21 protein-coding genes are annotated in these 22,242 nt (G+C 36.8%); 12 read left to right on the plus strand and 9 right to left on the minus strand.

The features are described from left to right. Positions 1-140 precede the first annotated feature (140 nt). Positions 141-1,055: a peptidylprolyl isomerase gene (locus tag CD001_RS13485; RefSeq protein WP_096188215.1), complete on the minus strand. Its 915-nt coding sequence runs from the start codon at positions 1,053-1,055 to the stop codon at positions 141-143. A 238-nt stretch (positions 1,056-1,293) separates the two neighbouring features. Here CD001_RS13485 and CD001_RS13490 point away from each other — a divergent pair, with 238 nt between their 5' ends. Continuing rightward, positions 1,294-1,380 (plus strand): YjcZ family sporulation protein, encoded by an 87-nt coding sequence (locus tag CD001_RS13490; RefSeq protein WP_096188216.1) that lies wholly within the window; start codon positions 1,294-1,296, stop codon positions 1,378-1,380. 38 nt (positions 1,381-1,418) lie between these two features. Continuing rightward, positions 1,419-1,505, plus strand: coding sequence for a YjcZ family sporulation protein (locus CD001_RS13495; RefSeq protein ID WP_096188217.1), 87 nt, complete (start codon positions 1,419-1,421; stop codon positions 1,503-1,505). 69 nt (positions 1,506-1,574) lie between these two features. Here CD001_RS13495 and CD001_RS13500 read toward each other — a convergent pair whose 3' ends face one another. Beyond that, positions 1,575-1,754, minus strand: a complete 180-nt coding sequence (locus CD001_RS13500; RefSeq protein ID WP_096188218.1) for a hypothetical protein — start codon at positions 1,752-1,754, stop codon at positions 1,575-1,577. 117 nt (positions 1,755-1,871) lie between these two features. On the opposite strand from CD001_RS13500, the gene CD001_RS13505 reads away from it, so the two are divergent. Further along, the gene (locus tag CD001_RS13505; RefSeq protein ID WP_096188219.1) at positions 1,872-2,453 is read left to right on the plus strand and encodes a YpmS family protein; all 582 of its coding nucleotides are present in this window, start codon (positions 1,872-1,874) and stop codon (positions 2,451-2,453) included. Between the two features lie 171 nt (positions 2,454-2,624). Here the strand turns inward: CD001_RS13505 and CD001_RS13510 are convergent, their stop codons facing one another. From CD001_RS13510 to CD001_RS13525, 4 genes are all read right to left on the minus strand, one after another. Further along, entirely contained in the window at positions 2,625-3,164 is a 540-nt protein-coding gene (locus tag CD001_RS13510) for a DUF3267 domain-containing protein (protein WP_096188220.1), read from the minus strand. A 293-nt stretch (positions 3,165-3,457) separates the two neighbouring features. Further along, positions 3,458-4,045: an HTH-type transcriptional regulator Hpr gene (locus CD001_RS13515; RefSeq protein WP_096188221.1), complete on the minus strand. Its 588-nt coding sequence runs from the start codon at positions 4,043-4,045 to the stop codon at positions 3,458-3,460. A gap of 526 nt (positions 4,046-4,571) precedes the next feature. Further along, entirely contained in the window at positions 4,572-5,654 is a 1,083-nt protein-coding gene (serC, locus tag CD001_RS13520; RefSeq protein ID WP_096188222.1) for a 3-phosphoserine/phosphohydroxythreonine transaminase, read from the minus strand. 347 nt (positions 5,655-6,001) lie between these two features. Then, positions 6,002-6,439 (minus strand): HIT family protein, encoded by a 438-nt coding sequence (locus CD001_RS13525; RefSeq protein WP_096188223.1) that lies wholly within the window; start codon positions 6,437-6,439, stop codon positions 6,002-6,004. A 114-nt stretch (positions 6,440-6,553) separates the two neighbouring features. On the opposite strand from CD001_RS13525, the gene CD001_RS13530 reads away from it, so the two are divergent. The 4 genes from CD001_RS13530 (at position 6,554) to CD001_RS13545 (ending at position 10,514) form a co-directional block, all read left to right on the plus strand. Beyond that, a complete protein-coding gene (locus CD001_RS13530; protein WP_179298742.1) occupies positions 6,554-7,708 on the plus strand; it encodes an MFS transporter in 1,155 nt (384 codons plus the stop codon). 82 nt (positions 7,709-7,790) lie between these two features. After that, on the plus strand, positions 7,791-8,537 hold the full coding sequence (locus tag CD001_RS13535) for an ABC transporter ATP-binding protein (protein WP_096188225.1): 747 nt from the start codon (positions 7,791-7,793) through the stop codon (positions 8,535-8,537). Next, positions 8,530-9,747 (plus strand): ABC transporter permease, encoded by a 1,218-nt coding sequence (locus CD001_RS13540; protein WP_179298743.1) that lies wholly within the window; start codon positions 8,530-8,532, stop codon positions 9,745-9,747. Before CD001_RS13535 ends, CD001_RS13540 begins: the two co-directional genes overlap by 8 nt. 20 nt (positions 9,748-9,767) lie before the next feature. Then, positions 9,768-10,514: an EcsC family protein gene (locus CD001_RS13545; protein WP_096188227.1), complete on the plus strand. Its 747-nt coding sequence runs from the start codon at positions 9,768-9,770 to the stop codon at positions 10,512-10,514. 128 nt (positions 10,515-10,642) lie between these two features. On the opposite strand, the gene CD001_RS13550 is transcribed toward CD001_RS13545, so the two are convergent. Next, positions 10,643-11,863, minus strand: a complete 1,221-nt coding sequence (locus CD001_RS13550) for an amidohydrolase (RefSeq protein ID WP_096188228.1) — start codon at positions 11,861-11,863, stop codon at positions 10,643-10,645. A 346-nt stretch (positions 11,864-12,209) separates the two neighbouring features. Beyond that, entirely contained in the window at positions 12,210-12,956 is a 747-nt protein-coding gene (locus tag CD001_RS13560) for a cytochrome c biogenesis CcdA family protein (protein ID WP_096188230.1), read from the minus strand. Between the two features lie 260 nt (positions 12,957-13,216). Here CD001_RS13560 and CD001_RS13565 point away from each other — a divergent pair, with 260 nt between their 5' ends. From CD001_RS13565 to hemY, 4 genes are all read left to right on the plus strand, one after another. Then, positions 13,217-15,385 carry a transglycosylase domain-containing protein gene (locus CD001_RS13565; RefSeq protein WP_096188231.1) on the plus strand — a complete coding sequence of 723 codons (2,169 nt, stop codon included), beginning with the start codon at positions 13,217-13,219 and terminating at the stop codon, positions 15,383-15,385. Between the two features lie 474 nt (positions 15,386-15,859). Beyond that, on the plus strand, positions 15,860-16,912 hold the full coding sequence (gene hemE, locus CD001_RS13570; protein ID WP_096188232.1) for a uroporphyrinogen decarboxylase: 1,053 nt from the start codon (positions 15,860-15,862) through the stop codon (positions 16,910-16,912). A 15-nt stretch (positions 16,913-16,927) separates the two neighbouring features. After that, positions 16,928-17,872, plus strand: coding sequence for a ferrochelatase (hemH, locus tag CD001_RS13575; RefSeq protein ID WP_096188233.1), 945 nt, complete (start codon positions 16,928-16,930; stop codon positions 17,870-17,872). Next, positions 17,865-19,280 carry a protoporphyrinogen oxidase gene (gene hemY / locus CD001_RS13580; protein ID WP_096188234.1) on the plus strand — a complete coding sequence of 472 codons (1,416 nt, stop codon included), beginning with the start codon at positions 17,865-17,867 and terminating at the stop codon, positions 19,278-19,280. Before hemH ends, hemY begins: the two co-directional genes overlap by 8 nt. A gap of 469 nt (positions 19,281-19,749) precedes the next feature. Here hemY and CD001_RS13585 read toward each other — a convergent pair whose 3' ends face one another. Beyond that, positions 19,750-20,709, minus strand: a complete 960-nt coding sequence (locus CD001_RS13585; protein ID WP_257009809.1) for an agmatinase family protein — start codon at positions 20,707-20,709, stop codon at positions 19,750-19,752. Between the two features lie 383 nt (positions 20,710-21,092). Here CD001_RS13585 and CD001_RS13590 point away from each other — a divergent pair, with 383 nt between their 5' ends. Beyond that, positions 21,093-22,220: an ATP-binding protein gene (locus CD001_RS13590; protein ID WP_179298745.1), complete on the plus strand. Its 1,128-nt coding sequence runs from the start codon at positions 21,093-21,095 to the stop codon at positions 22,218-22,220. Positions 22,221-22,242: the final 22 nt, after the last annotated feature.

A 22,242-nucleotide genomic window follows, 5' to 3' on the forward strand; every position in this document is an offset into this window, starting at 1 on the left:
AAATAAGTATCCGTCCGTAAAACGGGCGGTTTTAATTTCGCCCTATAAGGGCACTTTAGTGCAAGCGAGTGTTTTTTTGAAAATTATAAACACCTATTAAATAAGAAATGGCTCTCACCAAAACGGTGAGGGCCACTAATTTATTGAAACAAATGTTCGAACTGGGAGTCGTGAACTTCGATGTCAATGTTATCAAATAATTCTTCTTGTTTTACAGACATCTTGGCAAGTTTTCGATTATTAAGAGCCGTTCTCAAGCTATCGCTAACTTCTTCTAGTTCATCTTCAAATGGATTACGTTCTAATGTTTCAATAATATGATAGCCAAACTGTGATTGTACAGGCTCACTTACTTCTGATACCTCTTGGTTAAAGGCTGTTTCTTCAAATGGAGCGGTCATCGTACCTCTCCGGAAAAATCCAAGCTCACCACCATCTTCACTTGAACCTGGATCGGTTGAATATTCAACGGCCAATTCCTCAAAACTTTCTCCATCTTGGATTCTTTCGTAAAGTTCAATAGCTTCTTCTTCTTCTGTTACAAGAATGTGACGAGCATTAACTTCCTCACCTTTTTCATACTCAGCCTCGATCTCCTCATCAGTGATGTCACCAACATGTCCGATATGATGTTGTAATACGAGGTGTTTTAAAATACGTGCTCTTAGATCTTCTTCATTCATAACACCTTGCTGCTGCATCATTTGAAAAAATTGTTCATCAGATTGAGCACCAACTTCTTCTTTGAGAAGATTTATCTCTTCTTCAATTTCATCTTCATTAATGTTGAGAGATTCTGCTTCACCTTCAACGATTTTTTGTTCAACTAAATCACGAAGAACATATTCACCGTATGTATCTTTTAACGTCTGATAAAATTCTTCTTCAGTAATATCCCCAGAACTAGTAGATACGATTATGTCATCGTTAATCGATTCAGCTTCGTATTCTGGTTCACCGTTCGTATTTTCTGGCGCTTCTCCTGCATCTTCATCAGTACAGGCAGAAATAAATAAAATAAGAATGATGAAGAAGTAAAATAAACTTTTTTTCACGATGTTCACCCCTATATCAAAAATATGTAAGTTAAGTACACTTTACTATAGCATACGATTAGAGGTTTGAAAATTGTTCACTTTCTATTCAAAAGCTTTCTCATCGGGTTTCGTCGTTGATGAAGTATTATTATTAAGAAAAGATCTTAAGATTATTAGAAAAGTCGTGATAAACGTCCAAACAAAATTGGGTTTTTTCAATACAATGTATTGAAAGTTATATAAGGAGGTATGTACCATGTCACATGGATATCACGGTGGTTTTGCGTTATTGGTTGTCTTGTTTATTCTACTCGTTATTATCGGCGCTTCCTGGGCGTATTAGGATGAAGCTCATAAATAGAGACAAAGGAGGTGCGAGTGATGGGGCATGATTACCATTCTGGTTTCGCATTGATTGTGGTGCTGTTTATCCTGCTAGTCATCGTTGGTGCTTCTTGGTTGTATTAAGTTTTAATAGAACAGTACAAAGGTAATAATAAAAACAAGCAGGGTTATTCACCTCTGCTTGTTTTTTCATTAAGTAAAGAAAATCCGGAAGTAAGAAGAAGTTAAGAGGATCGTAATTAATACGTTAATCGTACGAAAGACTTTTGACTGCCTCTCTTCAGGTATTTCCTTTTGTATACATAATGAATTTGTCATAGAATTAATCATAAATAAATACAAGATTGCAAAAAGAAAAAAAGGAATAAGCATCTATTAACCCCCACACCTTAGGTAGACTCATACTTAACTTTATCAAAATATTGATAAAAATCATAGGACTTTTGCAGAAATTCTTAACTGTTATTTGAAAAAAATTGGAGGAATATAATGAATGTACGAAACTGGAATCATTGGAAAATCGCATTTTTTTCATTAATTAGTCTTATTTTTCTCGTCATCACAATTGGTATCATCTGGCTTAATCAAGCATTAAATATTGATGAGTATGAAAGAAGGGATATTCCTTTATCTGAAGATGCTGAAGGATCTGTGTTTCATATTAATACAGAGAAAGAAGATGTGAATTACTGGTTACAGCAACAACTTGAAGAAGAAACGGAAAACGAATTCAATCTATTTCTTGATGATGATGTTTATTTTCAAACGACGATAAACGTTTATAATATGAATATTCCAATTGAAATGGCACTGACCCCAGCTGTTACAGAGGCAGGAAATATAGAACTTGAAGAGCAATATTTTCGTGCAGGAGCTTTAGAACTGCCTTCCGAACATATTTTTAGGATCCTCCAATCAACTGTAGATTTTCCGGAATGGATTGAAGTTCACCCCTCAGAACGAAAGTTATATATCAATGTACGAGATGAAATCAGTGAGAACGTGCAAATAAAGGTTCAAACATTCGATTTGGAGGAGAATAGGATAGAAATTGAAGTTGTTTTGCAATAAAAACAAAGATACCGCGGCTTACGATTTCGAATTCTATTTGATTATGAAAAGGGATGTCCTCAAAATTCTTTTGGCACGAACCAAATGAATAAGGTCCCTTAAGGGTCTCTGGTGGTAAAGTGCCCTTATAGGGCAAAATTAAAACCGCCCGGTTTACGGGCGGGTTTTTATTTAAGTGTTACTTTTAAACAATATGTGGAAGCCATCACGGTGCTCCTCAATAAGTGATGACTTTGGAGCTGCCTTTAATTGCTTAAAGTTCATATAGTCATAGACACACATACCAATATTCAATGCCGAGACCATTGCCATATAATGCAACCATTGTGGAAATATTAATGTCGTCATGACTGCACCAAAGGTGATTACGACCGCAGGTGAACTAATTGATAACAGAACGAGTTGTTTTGGTAATGGGTCTTTTGTTGAGTAATACATATATGGCCACTGATTTGTTCTAACTCCTAAAGTTGCTCTTTTTCCAGTAAGCCAGATTGGCAAACAATGTAGAAATAAATGAGCTGGAAAAACTAAGAAAACGATAAAAAACAGAAAAACTAGCCCATAGTCAACGAGTGGCTGTTGGATATAGAACGTTCTAAATATTAAAAAATAAACAATAAAATAGCTGATCATGACAAGACCAGAAAGGAACCAGAGACGTTCTTTCCCGAAATCATGCTCGATAGAAATTGTTTTCAAACAGTTCATCTGCTTCCACCTCCTTCATCATACACTATAGTAATTTACGATGTTAGGAGGGAGAAATCAAGTCTTTTTTAAAAGATATTTTCCTTGCATTTTTCAAAAGTCTCGTTCTCAGTTTTTGTAAATGTTCATCTTTGACTTTTCCATTAAGAAAAAAGCGATTGTAGAGACAGTGAAGACGGTCATTCCAGATAAAAGTATAAACGAAAAAAACCGGTGATCACCGGTTTTTTTGAAATTGACATTTAATATGATCTATCACTCTATATAGAAATTAAGCATTTGTAATAATCTGATTATGATGATTCCAGTTCGTTTTCCATTTCTTGATTTTTCGGTACTAACCTTCCGTCTTCTTCATCAAAATCAGACTCAAGCTTTGATAAGGATTTTTCAAATATCGTCATGAAATCCGGTCCGTACACATGTTTTAATATACTCATCAGTTCTGAAAATTCCGGGAATTTCCCATACAAATCTTTTATAGGTAAAGACCCGCTATAAATACTGTATGTTGTTGGATTATAAGTCTCTAATGTTTTTAGAAGCAATTCTTCACCTTCGTCAGTTAAATAAACATAAGTATTACGTTTGTCAGTCTGACGTTTTGAAAACGTTAAATAGCCTCGTTCTTCCAGCTTCTTTGAAAAATTAAATGCTGTTGATACGTGCATGACACCGAATTTTGCAATATCCGAAATAGAAGCTCCTTCTAAGTGGTAGGATATCCACAAAATGTGATGCTCATTAATGTTTAAGTCATAAGGCTTAATCCAAGCTTGCCAATCTTTTTCAACAGACTTCCATAATGCCTTGCTAAGCTGTGCAACCTTATGGCTAAACATAATAGATTGCTTCACTGAGTGTGCAGGATGTTGCTCCATACTGTCCCTCCATTCTTATGTACTAGAGGATGTTCAAAAAGTTTCGAACATTTGCAAGACATGACTATTGCTGAGAGTACTTTTTGAACAGACTCTTGTTTTTTTCAAAAAATTCAATATTTTATTAGAAAAATGATATAAACATCATAACATAATGGATAAACAATACTCAATATCGTTTCTGTATTTTCTGAAAATTCATCGAAAAATAATGTAAATAAGCAATTTTCCAATGGAAAAATGTGTTGAATTTATGATATTTTACTTCGGGCGATCTGCTATTTCTGATTGTAATCTTTTCTGTTTTAATTATGTTAATACTATTTATACGTTGAAATATCTTTTTAAACATAGTAATTCATCGATAACGGAAGGCACTTATGCTTTTCATATACTGTCAGAATTTATAAAACCTATGGATGATCATATAACTGAAACTAAGGCTTTCGTCATTTAGACTTGTACTAAACATAATTGTTTTTTGGCAAGCATAAGTCGCTTGCTGAGAACCTCTTTAACGATAAGTTTATAAATACTCTTTTTTGAATGTCTCCATCCAGTCTTTAAGTGCTTCCACGTGAGTCATTGGTACACCATTATAAAGTGAAGCACGGACTCCTCCGACAGATCTGTGACCATTTAATCCAACGAATCCATCAGAGCGAATTTTCTCTAAAAAAAGGTCTTCTAGCGATTGTTCTGCTAAACGGAAGGTGATATTCATGTTTGATCGTGATTGTACACGGGCGTGCCCTTTATAAAAACCTTCACTTTTATCTAGAACATCGTAAAGGAGATTTGCTTTTCGTTTAGCACGACGTTCCATTTCTTTTACTCCACCTTCTTTTTTTATCCATTTCAGCATTAATCCTAGCATGTAAATCGAGTTTGTTGGAGGCGTGTGATACAGTCCGTCTTTTTTTACATGGGTTTCATATGAGAGTATCGCAGGGATGTGTTTATTCGTATGATTCAGAAGCTCATTTTTTAGTATGACAATCGTTACTCCAGCAGGTCCTGCATTTTTTTGAGCGCCAGCATAGACGAAATCAACATCATCCCAAGTAACGGTCCTGCTAAAAATATCACTTGACATATCGACAAACAATGGGACATTACTGAAGCGTGGTAATGATGACCATTGAGTTCCATAAATCGTATTATTCGATGTGACATGCATGTATGAAAGGTCATGGTCAGCAAGTACATCTTGATATTCAGGAATAGACCGATATTCATCTCCTTCAGAAGAGGAATGAACGTGTGCATTTCCGATCTTTTTTGCTTCACTCAATGCTTTTTCAGACCAGGAGCCTGATAATATGTAACTTGATTTTTTCTCCTCTGTTAAGAAATTCATTGGTATCATAGCAAATTGTAAACTTGCCCCGCCTTGCATAAGAAGAATAGAAAAGTCTTTTGGAACATGGAGCAGTTCTCGAATTAATTGAAGCGTCTCGAAATGAATACCTTCGTATTCTTTACTGCGATGACTGAGCTCCATCACTGACATTCCTGATTCGAGATAATTGAACATTTCTTCTTGAGCCTGTTGTAAAACTGAAGCTGGTAAAGCTGCTGGGCCGGGATTGAAATTATAAACCGTCATTGTTTATTCTCCTCTCTCATGAACATCAAATTACAAATCTTTTGACATATCGCTGTAATTAGATTTAATTCGATCTTTTTATTAAAAATCCTTTTAAAAAAACAAGCGATCATCTAAAAAGAGTATCACATCAGCTCTAACCCTTGTGCACGTTTAGGGAAATAGAGTGAAGTACACGAAAGACAATCACTTGTTTTAAAGGGGTGTTCAAAAAGTCTAGGAAAAATAGCTTAGTATCTCTGCCGCCTCACGTATGAATGCCATACGTTCCGTGACTCAAAACTTCGTCCCTTGATCTACTCGCTTATTTTATTCTTCATTTTGAACACACACTTATAAGATTATTTTTAATATGTTTTTACGTTTTCTCGAATTTCTGTTGCCATTTCTTGAAGCTGTCCAGGTTTGTACTGACTACTATGATCGTGCCAAACCGCTCCAAACCCATCTCCTTTACCGTAACGTGGTATGAGGTGGAGGTGATAGTGAAAGACAGATTGCCCAGCTTGTTCACCGTTGTTATTTAAAATATTCATACCGATTGGATCGTACGTTTTTTTTAAGGCGTTTGCTATTTTCGGGACAGCAGCAAACAGAGGCATAGCAGATTCTTCACTTAGTTCATATACATTTTCTTCATGTTTTTTTGGGATGACAAGTGTGTGGCCTTTCGTCACTTGGCTTAAGTCTAAAAAGGCTAATACGTGATCATCTTCATAAACTTTGGAAGATGGGATGTCTCCCGCAATAATTTTGCAAAAAATACAATCAGTTGCTTCTGGCATTATATTCACCTCTAACTTGTTTTTTTACATAGTATCACAACCACTTCCATAATGAAAAAGGCATGTCTATTTTCCGGCTATTCATCATACGAATGGACATGGGAGGTGTCTGGATTGACAGCAGGAAAGCAAAAGCTACTATTATTTGTGATCTTATTTTTAATATTTACGAGTATTCACATGCAGTTTCCAGTTTTTACACCACTTGCAGTCTCTCTCGGTGCTGGAAGCTTTTTAATCGGAGTGATGATTAGTGTGACATCATTTGTTAACTTAAGTGGAAATCTCATTGCTGGGACTTATATTGATAAATATGGTGCAAAAATATTTATTACGATTCCATTACTTCTACTTTCGATATCATTACTCATGCATACATTGATTTCAGAAACGGTCCATTTATTTCTTTTACGTGTATTAAACGGACTTATTCTTGCATTTTTAACACCTGCATGCATGACATTGCTTTCGTCATTTGGGAAAACGAGTCAGGAACAAAGCAAGAATATGGCTTTGAATACATTGATGATTACAGCAGCAATGACAACTGCTCCATTAGCTGGCGGTCTGTTAGGTGAGAAGGTCGGAGCAGACGGAACATATATGTTTATCTCATTAGTCACTTGTTTAGCTTTTTTAATCGGGTACAAATATATTAGCCAACCTGTACTGACTGTAAGAAAATCATCTTCTTCTGAATCCGGACGCATAATAAAGAATTCTTCACTGTTACCAGTGTTTTTGACAGCTTTTGCGGTTATGTTTGCCCAAGGAACATTAATGTACGAACTTCCTTTTTTATCGGTTGAGGCAGGTATATCAAAAGGTGACGTAGGGAAGATGGCAAGTTATATTGGAATTGGCACATTCCTCATTCTGGCTTTCGTATTTTTGCATAAATTTAATACGAAGTTTCGTACATTGCTTGGATTATTAAGTATGTCAGTTTCTTTTGCCTGGATGATGTTTACCGGTCCAGTCGTGTCAGCTGGCAGCTTAGTTTTGTTTGGCATTTCAACAGGCATCTTGTTCCCAGCGATGATGACGCTGCTTATTGAAAATGTTGCTCCGGAAAGCCGTGGGAAAGCTTTTGCGATTCTTTCTGCCGTATTTTCAGTAGGTACGATTTCGTCACCGTTTATTGCAGGTGCTGTAAGATTAAGTATTTCACCTTACTTTGTCGCATGGTTTGTCGTGATGGTCATGGTAACGGTAATCGGCCTCCTGTTTTCTAGTACTTCAAAAAAACACCAATATTTAACTTCTTAACTTTTCATTGGATATAAGATTCGTTATAGTTAAAGGGTGAAGTAAGAAACTATCGTATGTAATAAAGGAGACGAGAGTCGTCATGGACCAACTGCTAACTATTCAATCATTAACAGGCGGGTATCAAAAAAGCAAACCAGTCTTGCATGATGTCACTTTTTCTGTGAAGCCCTATGAAATTGTCGGTTTAATCGGTTTAAATGGTGCAGGTAAAAGTACGACAATTAAGCATATTCTTGGATTAATGGAACCTCATAAAGGAGAGGTTTCTATTCTTGGTAAATCGTTTAATGAAGACAAAGAGAACTACAGGCAACAAATCGCATACATTCCAGAAACTCCTCTCCTTTATGAAGAGATGACGTTGTGGGAACATTTAGAATTAACAGCAATGGCATATGGATTAGATAAACAAACGTTTGAGGAACGGGCAGAAAAACTCTTAAAAGAGTTCCGGATGGGAAAAATGAAAAAGTGGTTCCCTAGTCATTTTTCTAAAGGAATGAGACAAAAAGTTATGATTATGTGCGCTTTCCTTACTAGACCTCCATTATACATAACGGACGAACCATTCGTTGGATTGGACCCAATTGGAATCAAGTCATTTTTGGATCGAATGGTTGAAATGAAAGAGCAAGGTTGCGGTATTTTAATGTCAACACACATTTTAGCGACGGCAGAAAAGTATTGTGATCGGTTCATTGTTCTTCATCAAGGGAAAATGATTTTAAAAGGTACGCTCACACAATTACAAGAACAAGCTCAAATGCCAGGTGCTGACCTTGATGAAATTTATGTTGAAGTGACAAAGGAAGATGAAAATGGTTGACGAAAAAGAACTTTGGATAAAAAGGCGAAGTGAATATTGGACAATGGCCATCAAGTATTTACGCCTAATCGGTAATAGTGGATTCCTTTTCACTTTATATCTCTTATTTATATTTGGAAGCTATTACTACGGTCAATTTTTAGAATGGCTCCCGGAAACGTTTCCTGCTACTCTCTTTTTCACAGTCGTATTCACTCTGATGCTAACGAGAGGAAGAGTTCGTACTTTTGCAAAACAAGGAGACTTGTTTTTCCTTACTCCGTTAGAAGGAAGATTGACTCCTTACTTTCGATCAGCAATTAAATATAGCTGGATGATGGAATCTTTTTGGACAGCCTTGCTATTGTTAACACTTGCTCCTTTATTTTTTGATAGAATCCATCAATCAGGTTCTGTAATATTAATTGTACTTGTTTTGTTATGTGGGATAAAACTTTGGAACTTATTATCTAGTTTTGAAGAGCAGAGGATACAGGATATAAATCAATATCGTTTTCATATGATTATCCGTTTCGGGTTAAATGCAGTAGCAGTCTATGCACTTTTTTCATTACAACCAGTTTGGATCGTGACGATCATCATCATCAGTCTTCTTGTGTTTTATGCTGGATATTTCCATCGTCTTTCACGTACGAACAGTATAAAATGGGATCGGCTCGTAGAGATTGAAAATGCTACAGTCATGACATTTTACCGAATTGCCAATTCATTTACAGACGTGCCTGCACTAAAATCAAAAGTAAGAGCTCGCCCATGGCTCCAATTTATTAATCAATTCATTAAGCATAAAAAAGATCATGTGTATCGGTATATGTTTTTAAAAGCATTTGTTCGAGCAAATGATTACTTTGGAATATATTTAAGATTAACGTTATTAGGCGTATTATTTTTGAGTATCGTTCAATTAGATTGGGGAAGGTGGCTTTTAGCAGCATTATTTCCATATATGACTGCTTTACAGTTAGAGACACTAAAAAACCATTACTCTACACATCAAATGGTAGCGTTATATCCAATCTTATCTTCATCAAAATTTAAAAACCACCAATTTTTAATTCTGTTTTTTGGTGTGTTACAGGCAGTCATATTTAGTATCTCTGTCAGTATCGCTCATACACTGATTGATGGGGGGATAATTCTCCTCATTAGTGTAGCAGTATATTTCTTCCACCTTACAGTTCGTTTAAAAAAAACGTATGAAATGGGATAAAGACAAAAGGGGGCGAGTCTATGTCGTCGTTTGATGAAAGAATTGATCGTGAGCTGGCACGATGGGAACGAAAGGTAGTGAAGCCACAGTCGATCACAGGGAAATTTGCGAAAGGTTGGCAAAATAAAATTAATCAAAAAATTCCTGATAAGGTACATGATACCGTTTCAAGCAGTGTGAAGCAGATGATTCGTGCCACACTTGTAGGGAGTGATTATTTATCTGATCAAGAAACGGTTTTCGATCGATCGCTTGAAGAGCGAGAAGAGCTAATAGATAAAAAAGTAGAAATGTACAAACGTTCTGCGGCGGTTGAAGGAGCAGGAACTGGTGCTGGTGGAATATTTTTAGGTTTAGCAGATTTTCCCTTACTTTTAAGTATAAAAATGAAGTTTCTCTTTGACACTGCAAAAATTTACGGGTTTGATGTGAAAGATTATCGTGAAAGGTTATTTTTATTGTATATTTTCCAGTTAGCTTTCTCAAAGGATAAACAAAAGATAAAAACATTTGAAAAAGTGAAAAATTGGGAACGTGACAAAGAACAATTACCAAGTAGTGTAACGTATATGCAGTCAGTTGATTGGAAAACGTTCCAGCTTGAATACCGTGATTTTATTGATTTGCCGAAAACGTTACAATTGATTCCTGGTTTCGGTGCTATTGTCGGAGCAGTAGCTAATTATCATTATTTAGACGTATTAGCATACTATGCTAAAAACAGCTTTCGTCATCGGTTGTTGAAACAAAACAACATACATGAGTGAATATAAATAAAGATGTCACAAAAGAATTTATGTAAATAAAGAGCTGAGATGTAGTCATATCCCAGCTCTTTTTCTATCAATTTAAAACATATGTTGAAAGACCTCTTAGTTAACCACATATTGATTTGTCATGAAATGTTCTGTTGTTCATTTATCGTGTTGCTATGATTTTTATATTTCGTAAATGCTGATAAAGTTAGTCGACCTAATGCTTTTGCTGCATAGAGCATAGATCTTTCATCGATATCAAAGCGTGGGTGGTGATGCGGATAGGAGTGTGTCCATTCTGGATTTTTTGCGCCAGTAAAGAAAAACGCCCCTTTAACGTGTTGCAAATAATAACTGAAGTCTTCACCACCCATTTGCGGCTTGCTATGCTCAACTTGAAAAATCTCTGGTATTTCGCTTGTAACTTGTTCAACAAACCGCGCTTCCTCTTTATGATTGATGAGAGCGGGGTACCCTTTATAGAAATGGAAGTTAACTTCTGCTCCAAAGCTTACTGCAATACCGTCAATGATTCGGTTCATTTCAGTTTGTACTCGTCTTTGTGTTTCCTCATTAAATGTTCGAACAGTTCCGACAATTTTGGCTGTATCAGCAATAACATTAAATGCGTTAACTGCTTCAAAGGATCCGACACTTACGACGACTGAATCAAGCGGGTCTGTTCTGCGGCTGACAATTTGCTGGAATGCTTGAATAAGTTGTGATCCGAGTAATATTGAATCTTTCGTATCGTGAGGCTGAGCACCGTGGCCTCCTTTTCCTTGAATAAACACTTCAAACCTATCAGCAGCTGCCATTAATGCATGTTCATTATACTGAATTTTGCCAAGTGGCTCTGTCGCCCATAAATGTGTCCCGAAGATTACATCTACTCCGTTTAAACATCCGTCTTCAATCATCGCGATAGCCCCTCCAGGAGCGAGCTCTTCAGCATGTTGATGAATAAATACGACGTTCCCTTCAAGGTCTGCTTGGTGTTCTTTTAAAACTTTCGCTAGGACGAGTAATAAAGCGGTGTGACCGTCGTGGCCGCATGCATGCATAACACCGGGAACAGTTGATTTGTAAGGAACATCTTTTTCATCTTGAATTGGAAGAGCATCAAAATCTGCTCGTAAGGCGACAGTTGGACCTTGTTTTCCACCTTTTAATGTTGCAACAACTCCTCGTCCACCAACATCTTCACGGACATCTAAACCAAGTTTTTTATGGTATTCTCCGATATATTTTGGTGTTTTCACTTCCTTAAATGAAAGCTCAGGGTGCTGGTGTAAGTACCTGCGAATTTGTACCATTTCTTCGTATGATTGAGAAAGTTTTTCTTCTATTTGTTCAATCAATACTCTCATCTCCTCTCATCTATACCTACAATCATTCTACTTAAGACTTTCCACAAAAATGATTCATTTCCTTTTTTTCGACAAAATTATCTGAAAAATGGAGATCTGAGAGATTCTGCATTTTACTCGAATGTCTGGGAGAGGAAAAAAGAAGGTGAAAAACGAATTAGGATTTGCACTTATCGCAGTGAACTTGCGAAAGTACACCTCCCGAAAATCTAATTGTAGCCATAAAAAGAGATTCCGATTAATAAGCACGATAACCGGAATCTTCCTTTACTTTACTGAGACTGTTTTGTTACAGCTTCCCAGAAGGCGTTTTATGATCGTATAATATGAACGGAGTTTATATGTTAAATGGAATATATTGCGCTAAGTAAGCAGCTATTCTTGCGAAAACCCCTGTAAATAACATAATTCCTAAAATAACCATAATTGCGCCACTTACTTTTTGAATGATTGGTAAGTATCGATTTAAGTTTCTGACTTTATCCAGCGACTTTGCATAAATTAAAGACACTAGTAGAAACGGTATACCTAGTCCTAGTGAATAAACGAATAAAAGCAGCATCGCACCATATGCGTTGGCACTTTGCGAAGCAAGCGATAAAATCGAACCTAAAACGAGTCCGATGCACGGCGACCAACCCGCAGCAAAAACGAGACCGAATAATACCGATCTACTAAAGCTCGTCGTTTTAGAAGGGTTCATTAACCTTTTTTCACTAAGTAAAAAGTTCAAATTAAAAATGCCCATCAGCTGAAGACCAAAGAGAACGATGATAATTCCACCTAATTTTTCAAGTAAGTCTCGGTTTTGAAAAAACAAACTTCCAATAAAAGATGATGAGGCCCCTAATATTAGAAAGATGGATGTAAATCCTAATATGAATCCAATACTTCTAGTTAAAATTAACTTTCTATCTGCGCTAATTTGGTTTCCAGAAATATTACTTCCGGTTAATTGGGCTATGTATGCAGGTACTAAAGGGAACACACACGGTGATAAAAAAGAGACGACACCTGCAAATAATGCAATAAATAAAGAGACAAAAGTGAGTTCGTTTATAATGAATACACTTAAAAGAGTCATCGATTATACCTCCAGTTTAAAAAAGGTTGGACATTCTATATTATTCATATAAATCCCTTGCTAGTATATTATAACGAAATCAATTGTACAAAGTAGTCATTTTAATATTCGTCAAATTGTTGTCACATCTATACGTAGGGAATTACATTGAAACATTTAATGTTTTTTTTCGTAAATATTAAGAGAAATAACGTATTATGTTGAAAATATACATCTTTCGTATGATTTGAAGTAAAATAACCTTCTAGGAGGTGAGCGTAGTGACGAAAAAAAGAATCCTATTCAGTTTTTTGTTTCTCATTGCGACGATCGTTTTCGGATTTACTTTTTATTTAGGAATTATCCTTTTTGGTAATTATGCTATTGATGATAAAGATCTAGTCATGAATGCAGCAACGACGATTGAAGATAAGAACGGAGAAGAAATTACGAAGCTTTATGTTGAAAATAGACAGCTTGTTTCTCTTGAAGAAGTTCCTGAGTATGTTATACAAGCGTTTATTTCTGTTGAAGACCATCGGTTTTATGAACACCAAGGTATTGATTTTCGTTCGATTGGACGAGCATTATATCGGGATATTACGACAGGAGGAAAAGTTGAAGGAGGCAGTACAATTACACAGCAGTTAGCGAAAAATGCTTTTTTATCCCATGATAAAACATGGCTTCGTAAAACGAAAGAAGTGCTTATTGCCATTAACCTTGAACGTGAGTATTCTAAAAACGATATTTTAGAACTGTACTTAAATCGTATTTATTTCGGTCATGGTGCTCATGGAATTCAAGCTGCTAGTAAACTTTATTTTGACAAAGATGTCAGCGAACTGACAATCGATGAAGGGGCACTACTTGCGGCGTTGCCGAAAGGTCCGAATTATTATTCACCGATTCAGCATCCTGAAAGAAGTAAAGAACGACGCAATCTCGTATTAAGCTTAATGGAGCAAAGAGGTTATTTATCTGCTGATGCCGCTGTCAGATATCAAGGTAGAACGATCCCTACTGATCCTACGAAAATGACAGCTAATCCTGCCTATCTCTCGTACATGGACCTTGTTTTAGAGGAAGCAGAAAATTACTTTCATTTGTCTCGTGAAGAAGTGTTAAAAGGGGGATACCGAATTGTAGTTGAAATGGACCCTAATTTGCAAGAAGCAGCCTATGATGAGTTCCAGAACAGCAATAACTTTCCCCAGTCTACAGGAAAAAATGAAGTCGAAGGGAGTCTCGTATTCATTGATAACAAGACTGGTGGTATCGTTGCAGCCCAAGGGGGCAGAGAATACATTCGTGAAGGGTTTAATAGAGTGACTGCAAAACGACAACCTGGTTCTGCTATTAAACCAGTCGCTGTTTACGGACCAGCACTTGAATCAGGAGAAGTACATCCTTATTCTTTATTAAAGGATGAACTGTTAGATTATGACGGATATACACCGCGAAATTACAATCATCAATATAGCGGGGAGATAACAATGTATGATGCAGTGAAGCATTCTGCAAATGCACCAGCTGTATGGCTCTTAAATGAATTAGGTTTAGATTTTGCAAGAGAGCATTTAAAGACCCAAAATATTGAGGTCGGTAATGAGGGGCTTGCCATTGCTTTGGGCGGAATGGAAACGGGTGTTTCACCGCTACAATTAGCAGGTGCATTTAGAACGTATGCTAATCATGGTGAGTACAGTGAACCGTATTTTATTCGTGAAATTTATGATCGTAATGGTGAGTTGGTTGGTGAACGTTCGGTTGAAGCGGTAGAAGTTCTTTCACCACAAACCGCTTGGTATATGACAAGGATGCTTGAAGCCGCTATTGAAAGTGGAACAGGAGCTTATGGACATTACGATGGTCCGCTAGCTGGAAAAACAGGTACTTCTTCACATCATCTAGTTGAAGGAGGAGCAAAGGATATTTGGTTTGCTGGCTTTACACCGGACATATCCGGTGCTGTTTGGATGGGCTATGACCGATCAGACGAAGAACATTATTTAACAGTAGGGAGTGAAGTTCCTACAACACTGTTTAAAGATATTTTGGTGAAAGCAAGTACCAACGATCCAAATAGATCTACAGCCTTTGAAAAACCGGTTGGTGTAGAAGACATGCAGGAACCGATTCGCTTTGTAACAATTGATGATCTGTCAGCAAACCTATCAGTAGGCTGGAGAGGAATGAACGTCAACTTAGAATGGTCTGGAAGCGAAGATCAACGCCTACACTACTTTATTTATGAAAAAACAAATAACAGCTACGAAAAGGTAGGAGAAGTAGCGGGAGTGAATGAATATACAGTTCAAGGTGTGAATCTATTCTCAGATAGTATGTATGTCGTAGTTCCGTATAATCCTCAAATTGATCGAGAAGGCGAAGCGTCAAATATAGCTAAAGCTAAATTTCGACTTTTCTCCCAAAGAGATACTTCATAATATATCACTCGAACGAAGTCCCTAAATTGTTAGGGACTTCATTTTAGTTTGTGGGATTATTTTCCATGTGCCAGGCACCATAATCATTTATTTGTGGCGAGTTTGTGACGTAAGATTTATCGATTTTATGACATTTTGTGTAGATTAGTGTACAATCTGTCCTAGCATTAGTATAGTAATAACAGATTAGAATAATTCTAAAGTGAAATTAGTAACAAAATAATATGAGGTGAACTTGTAAGTATAGTGACCATACCTTATTATAATCTTCGTTAAGAAGAATCCTTCATAATTTATAACTTTGAAAGTCGTTTTATTTGGAGATACTGCTATTAATTACATAAAATAAATTGTGTCGTGCCATTTGTTAAAGTCCGTAAATAACGAATTTTACTTTTCATGACATTCGCCGCTCTTTTTAAAACTACTTTCCAAGTATAAATAAAATTGAAACCAGTAAAAAGAGGTGCCTTTATGACACAAACGTTCAATGATCAGTTTTTAAAAGCAGCAAGAAAGGAAAATATCGACCATGTGCCAGTATGGTATATGAGGCAGGCCGGAAGAAGCCAGCCTGAATACAGGGAGTTGAAGAAAAAATACTCACTAGAAGACATTACAAAAATGCCAGAAACGTGTGCATGGGTGACAAAACTGCCAGTAGATCAATATAACAATGATGCGGCAATATTATATAAGGATATTATGACGCCACTACCTGCAATTGGTGTTGACGTGGAAATAAAAAAAGGAATCGGTCCGGTTATTCACAATCCTTATCGAACGCTTTCGGATATCGAAAAACTTGGAACCATTGAACCGGAAAAAGATGTCGACTTCGTTTTAGAAACGATTAAAATTCTTCGTCAGCAATTAACTGTACCGCTTATTAGTTTTAGCGGTGCTCCGTTTACGTTAGCAAGCTATATGATTGAAGGCGGTCCTTCAAAAAATTACAATAAAACGAAAGCGCTCATGTATGGGGACGAAAAAGCGTGGTTCCTATTAATGGACAAATTAGGGGATACCGTAATTTCCTATGCGAAAGCTCAAATACATGCAGGATCCCAAGCAATACAAATTTTTGATTCATGGGTTGGAGCTCTTAGCCAGCAAGACTACGTAAAATATGTAAAGCCAATTATGAATCGTATACTCACAGAGCTAAGAAACGAAGGAGTACCACTCATTATGCACGGAGTTGGAGCTCGTCACTTGACAAAAGACTGGCATGATCTCCCGTTAGATGTAGTCGGGTTAGACTGGCGTTACCCTATACAAGAAGCTAGACAAGATGGAATTACAAAGGCAGTTCAAGGAAATTTAGATCCATGTGTATTAATGGCACCTTGGAATGTTATTGAAGAAAAAGCGAAAGAAATCATTGATCAAGGAATTCAAACTCCAGGATTTATTTTTAACCTCGGGCACGGTGTGTTCCCCGAAATTAGTCCTAATACGTTAAGAAAATTAACTCGTTTTGTTCACGAGTATTCTGCAGAACAATTAGCAAAAATTAATCAGTAAAAGGAATGAGTTCGAATGAAAAAGGACATTGGCTTACTAGTAATGGCATATGGAACACCAAGAAGTTTAGATGAAGTAGAACCTTACTATACACACATACGTCACGGCAGAAAGCCTTCAAAAGAACAATTAGATGATTTAACTGAACGTTATGAAGCGATAGGCGGAATTTCTCCGCTTGCAAAAATTACAGAAGAACAAACGAAGAAACTGGAAGAAGAGCTGAATCGGCGTTATAATGACCGAAATTTCAAGTCTTACCAAGGATTAAAACATATAGATCCATTTATTGAGGATGCTGTTCATCAAATGAAGAAAGATGGAATTGAAGAAGCTGTCAGCATTGTGCTTGCTCCACACTACTCGACATTCAGCGTTAAATCTTATAACGGACGAGCTAAAGAAGAAGCAGAATCGATTGGTGGTCCGTCAATAACAACTGTTGAGAGCTGGTATGACGAGCCAAAATTTATTGAGTACTGGGCAGAGCAAATTCGTCAAACGCGTGAACAAATGACAGAAAATGAACGAGACAACCATGTCGTCATTTTCTCAGCACACAGTTTGCCTGAACGAATCTTGCAAAACGGAGATCCGTACCCTCAACAATTAGAAGAAACAGCGAAATTAATCGCTGAAAAAGCGGATGTAAAAAACTATGAAATTGGTTGGCAAAGTGAAGGGAATACTCCTGACCCTTGGATTGGTCCTGATGTTCAAGATTTAACTCGGGATTTATATGAAAAACATCAATATGAAGCGTTCGTCTATTGTCCTGTTGGATTTGTCGCTGATCATTTAGAGGTTCTTTATGATAATGATTATGAGTGTAAAGTGGTGACAGATGAACTTGGCGTCGTGTATTATCGTCCAGAAATGCCGAATGCTAAAGAGGAATTTATAGATACACTTGCTACAGTTATTGAAAAAACTTTAGGAGATTCAAAGGAAAATGAGTAAACAGCGTATTGCGATTATCGGGGGAGGTATCACTGGGGTAAGTGCCGCTTATTACTTGCAAAAAGAGATACAGCAAAATGGCACCGAAGCAGAACTTACCCTTTATGAGGCAGGAGAAAAGCTAGGTGGTAAAATAGAAACTGATTATACAGATGGATTTGTCATTGAACAAGGTCCGGACTCTGTATTAGCACGAAAGACTAGTGTAATGGAGCTTGCGAAAGAAGTAGGTATGGGCGATGAGGATTTTGTATACAGTAAAACCGGATCATTTATCCTTCATAAAAGTAAACTTTACCCGATGCCTGGCGGGGCAATATTGGGTATACCGACACAATGGGGGCCTTTTTTAAAAACGAAGCTAATCTCTCCTGCGGGAAAATTGAGGGCTGGTGCAGATCTAATTCTTCCTCGTACATCAGATGGAGATGAGGATCAATCGTTAGGTGTTTTTTTCAAAAAAAGATTAGGAAACGAAGTCGTTGAACGACTGATTGAACCATTATTATCGGGAGTTTACGCAGGTGATTTAGATCAACTAAGTTTGCAGGCGACCTTTCCGCAATTTAAACAAGTGGAGAAGAAGCACCGAAGTTTAATTGTCGGGATGAAATCAACAACTGCAAGGGGACAGTCTCAAGGAAAAAGCCAAACACCTAAGCCTAAAGGAATGTTTTTAAACTTTCGTAACGGGCTTCAATCATTCATTGACCAAGTAGAGAGTAAGTTGGATCCTTCTACAATAATAAAAGGCGTAGCGTTACAATCATTACAAAAAGTAAATGGAAAATATGAACTTACTTTTTCTGATGGAACAAAGGATGTTGTCGATCATGTCGTGCTCACAACCCCTCATCATATTACGTATTCGTTTTTGAAGAATTATCAGTTTGCACAATGGCTAAATGAAATCCCTGCAACATCGGTAGCGACTGTAGCAATGGCATTTCCGGAAAAAGCGATTAAGCAAGATATCGATGGTTCAGGCTTCGTCGTTTCAAAAGAGTCGGGCTATTCGATTACTGCCTGTACATGGACACATAAGAAGTGGGAGCATTCTACACCAGATGGGAAAGTTCTCTTAAGGGGCTATGTCGGCAGGGCTGGTGATGAAGATATCGTCTTTAAGTCCGATGAAGAGATCCTTGCTGCTGTTTTGAAAGACTTAAGTCATATTATGGAGCTTGAAGGTGAACCAGATTTTTATAAAATTCGCCGATGGAAGCAAGCAATGCCACAATATATAGTCGGTCATAAGGAAAGACTTCAGAAGTTCAAATCAAGTTTAACAGAAGAGCTTCCAAACGTACATGTTACCGGAGCATCATTCGAAGGGATTGGTGTGCCTGATTGTATAAACCAAGGAAAAAAAGTTGCTGAGAATATTTCCGAAGACTTAAAACGATAAATGTAATCATGTGATGCTAAATAGTATCACATGATTTTTTCAATAAGTAAAAAAGTATAAAATATCAATCTCTCGATTGCTGTCTAGTACCAAAGTTCAGTAACAAAGCTGAAAACAGTAAAAAGATTTAGCATAGATGATAAACAAAAAGGACCGCACGACCGAAATCGTGCGGTTTCCACAGGGAGAGGAAATATGAGAAAGTGGGGGGGTATCGTATATATACCTGCTTGTTTTCGTTTTTAAACATAAAAAACGAAAAAATGTCGTTTTTTTATCGAGACATATTTCAGTACTCCTGCACAGTTTTAGACGAAGGTATGATCTAACGGATTGCCTGGACGGATACACTCCAGAGCAATTCTAATAGCGGAAGGGACATGCGCCATCGGCTCAAGGTTGCTTCGCAGTTACACTCGCTTGTAGCAAGTAATGATTGTCGCTTAATGGTCGCTGCCTTGCACTTTACTTATTTCTGCCTCATTTTACGGTGGTCAATCTCCCCCGCAAGAGCGTAAAGAATAATAAAAGAAGCAAAGTGTGAACTGAAATCATTGTGGTCTTGTTGAGGATATACCTCTACAAAGTCGATACCAACAACCCCGTTACGACAGACTTCATGAACAATTGTTAACAGTTCATGTGACGTTAGTCCGTTGCCGTCAACTGGACCGCCAGGATTATAAGCGTGATCAAGTACATCACTGCAAATGCTCAAATAGACAGCATCTGTTCCTTCTGAAGCAATATTATACGCTTTTTTAGTAAGTTCTCGTAAGTCATTTGATTGACGAATGTCTTCTATAGTCAATGTGGTCGCACCAACTTCTTTGGCAAGCCGACCATTTTCCGGTTTATTTCGAGGACCGTGAATTCCCATGTGAACTAAACTTTCATTTCTCACACCTTCTGTTTCATAAAGTCGGGCGAACGGTGATCCACGGCCATATGGATCATTTACGGAAGTTATATTGTTGTCATAATGGGCATCAAGGTGAATAATGCCAACTTTCTTCCCACTATGGTCAATGTAAGCTTCAATAATTGGAAAGGTAATTCCGTGATCGCCGCCTAAAGCAATATGGAATTTCCCCGTATCCCAAATATCTTTGGAAAAAGAACGAATTCTTTCCTTCGTTGATTCGGGGTCTGCGGGAATGACATCGACATCACCTTTATCACCCAATGTTAAATGTTCAAATACGTCTAAATGGTTAAGTTCTGGTAAATAACCACTGTATCTCTCCGAGCTTATCCGCATGACTTTTGGACCTAACTCACATCCGGTGTAGGCTCCCCATGTAACGGCTCCTTCCCAAGGTACTCCGTACAAAATGACGTCAGAATTCTTAATATCTTCCGGATGGTTGACTAAATTTCTAGCGCTTAAAAAACATGGTGTATTTCCATAGATCATTGAATCTGACACATTTTTTCCTCCTTCTATAAAAAGACAGACATTATGTCATTTCCCTTATTTTATATCTATAAAATGCAAGTTAAACATTTTTGGCAAAATAAATAGAAATTCTTTCATTTAATCGTAATAAATAATTCGAATATCAATGTTTTTTACAAAAAAATGCTCATTGACGTTCACTCATTGGATAAAATCTTTGTCGATTTTATCATTGTTCAACAGTGAACGGTGTCGTAACTTGTACAAATGTGCAAATATATAGACTTTTTTAAGGACATCAGAAGGTAAATGTCGTAAATTAACTTAGCAATCCGAAACGAATATGTCTTATACTTATCTTGGACAATAGGGACAAACAATAAAGTGACAAATAAATGAAGGAGAAAGGTAAAATGATGACAACCGTAAAAAGAGGTTTAGCTGATCAGTTGTTTGAGAATAAAAAGTGGATCATACAAGAAATGATAGATCATTTTCCATTTGAAACTTCTACCACGAAAAATCATACGTCGTCCTTAGTGCTTGAGCTCTCCAGCCTTTTTGATTGTTTTATCATGTCTTTATACGAAAATACTTCTCCAGATCTTGAAGAACACGGAATGTTAGTAGAAAATTACAGGATAAGAGAAGGGATCCATCTAGATCGTTTTCTAGCATACTTTGATGAAGTAAGAACAATCATTGAACGGTGGATCGACAAATTACCGATGACAGATGGTGATCGTGCACACGGAAAGTACAAGCTAAATGAATTTTTTCTACTGTTACAAAAAGCTATTCACTTGTATTCAACGAAACTGAAAGGTGAAGAACTGAAAAAGAAAAATGATGAGCTTGAGAAATTACAGCGGGAACGGTTGAAAACATTGTCAAAGTTGTCGTCTAGTTTTGCCCATGAGATTCGAAATCCATTAACATCAATAAAAGGGTTTATCCAATTGCTGGAAAGCCGTTTTGACAAACCGTCAGATGAAGGAAAGTTTATAAATTATATAAATAAAGAGATTGAAGAGTTGGAAGGACAAGTGAACCAAATTATGCTGCTTTCCAATCATAAAACTCATCAAGATGTCCATATTAAAGAAGTTATGTTAAACAATGTTGTCATTAAAGCTATTCAAGGGTTTCAGCCCTTTTTTAAAGAACATAATATTAAACTTTCTTTAAAATTAACTTCCTTATTTCAAGTGAACGGGATTGAAGATCAATTAAAATTAGCGGTTTATAAATTGTGCCAAAATGCGATTGATGCGTTATTGTTAAAAGAAACGGATCGTCAGCTGCAGGTTTCATTAAGTGAAGAATCTGGATTAGCATCCCTAACATTTACGAATAATGGACCACCGATTCCAAGGCTCATTAAAAACAAAATTTTCGATCCTTTCGTAAGTACAAAAGAGTTAGGAAAAGGAATCGGACTTTCAATAACAAAGCAAGTCATTGAAAAACATGGTGGTCATGTAAAGTTCCATTCAGATAAAGATAGTACAACCTTTAAAATATATTTACCGATATTATAAAATTATATTAATGCTAAAAATA

Source organism: Evansella halocellulosilytica, from assembly GCF_002335745.1.
GTDB classification, from domain to species: Bacteria; Bacillota; Bacilli; order Bacillales; family Salisediminibacteriaceae; genus Bacillus_CA; species Bacillus_CA halocellulosilytica.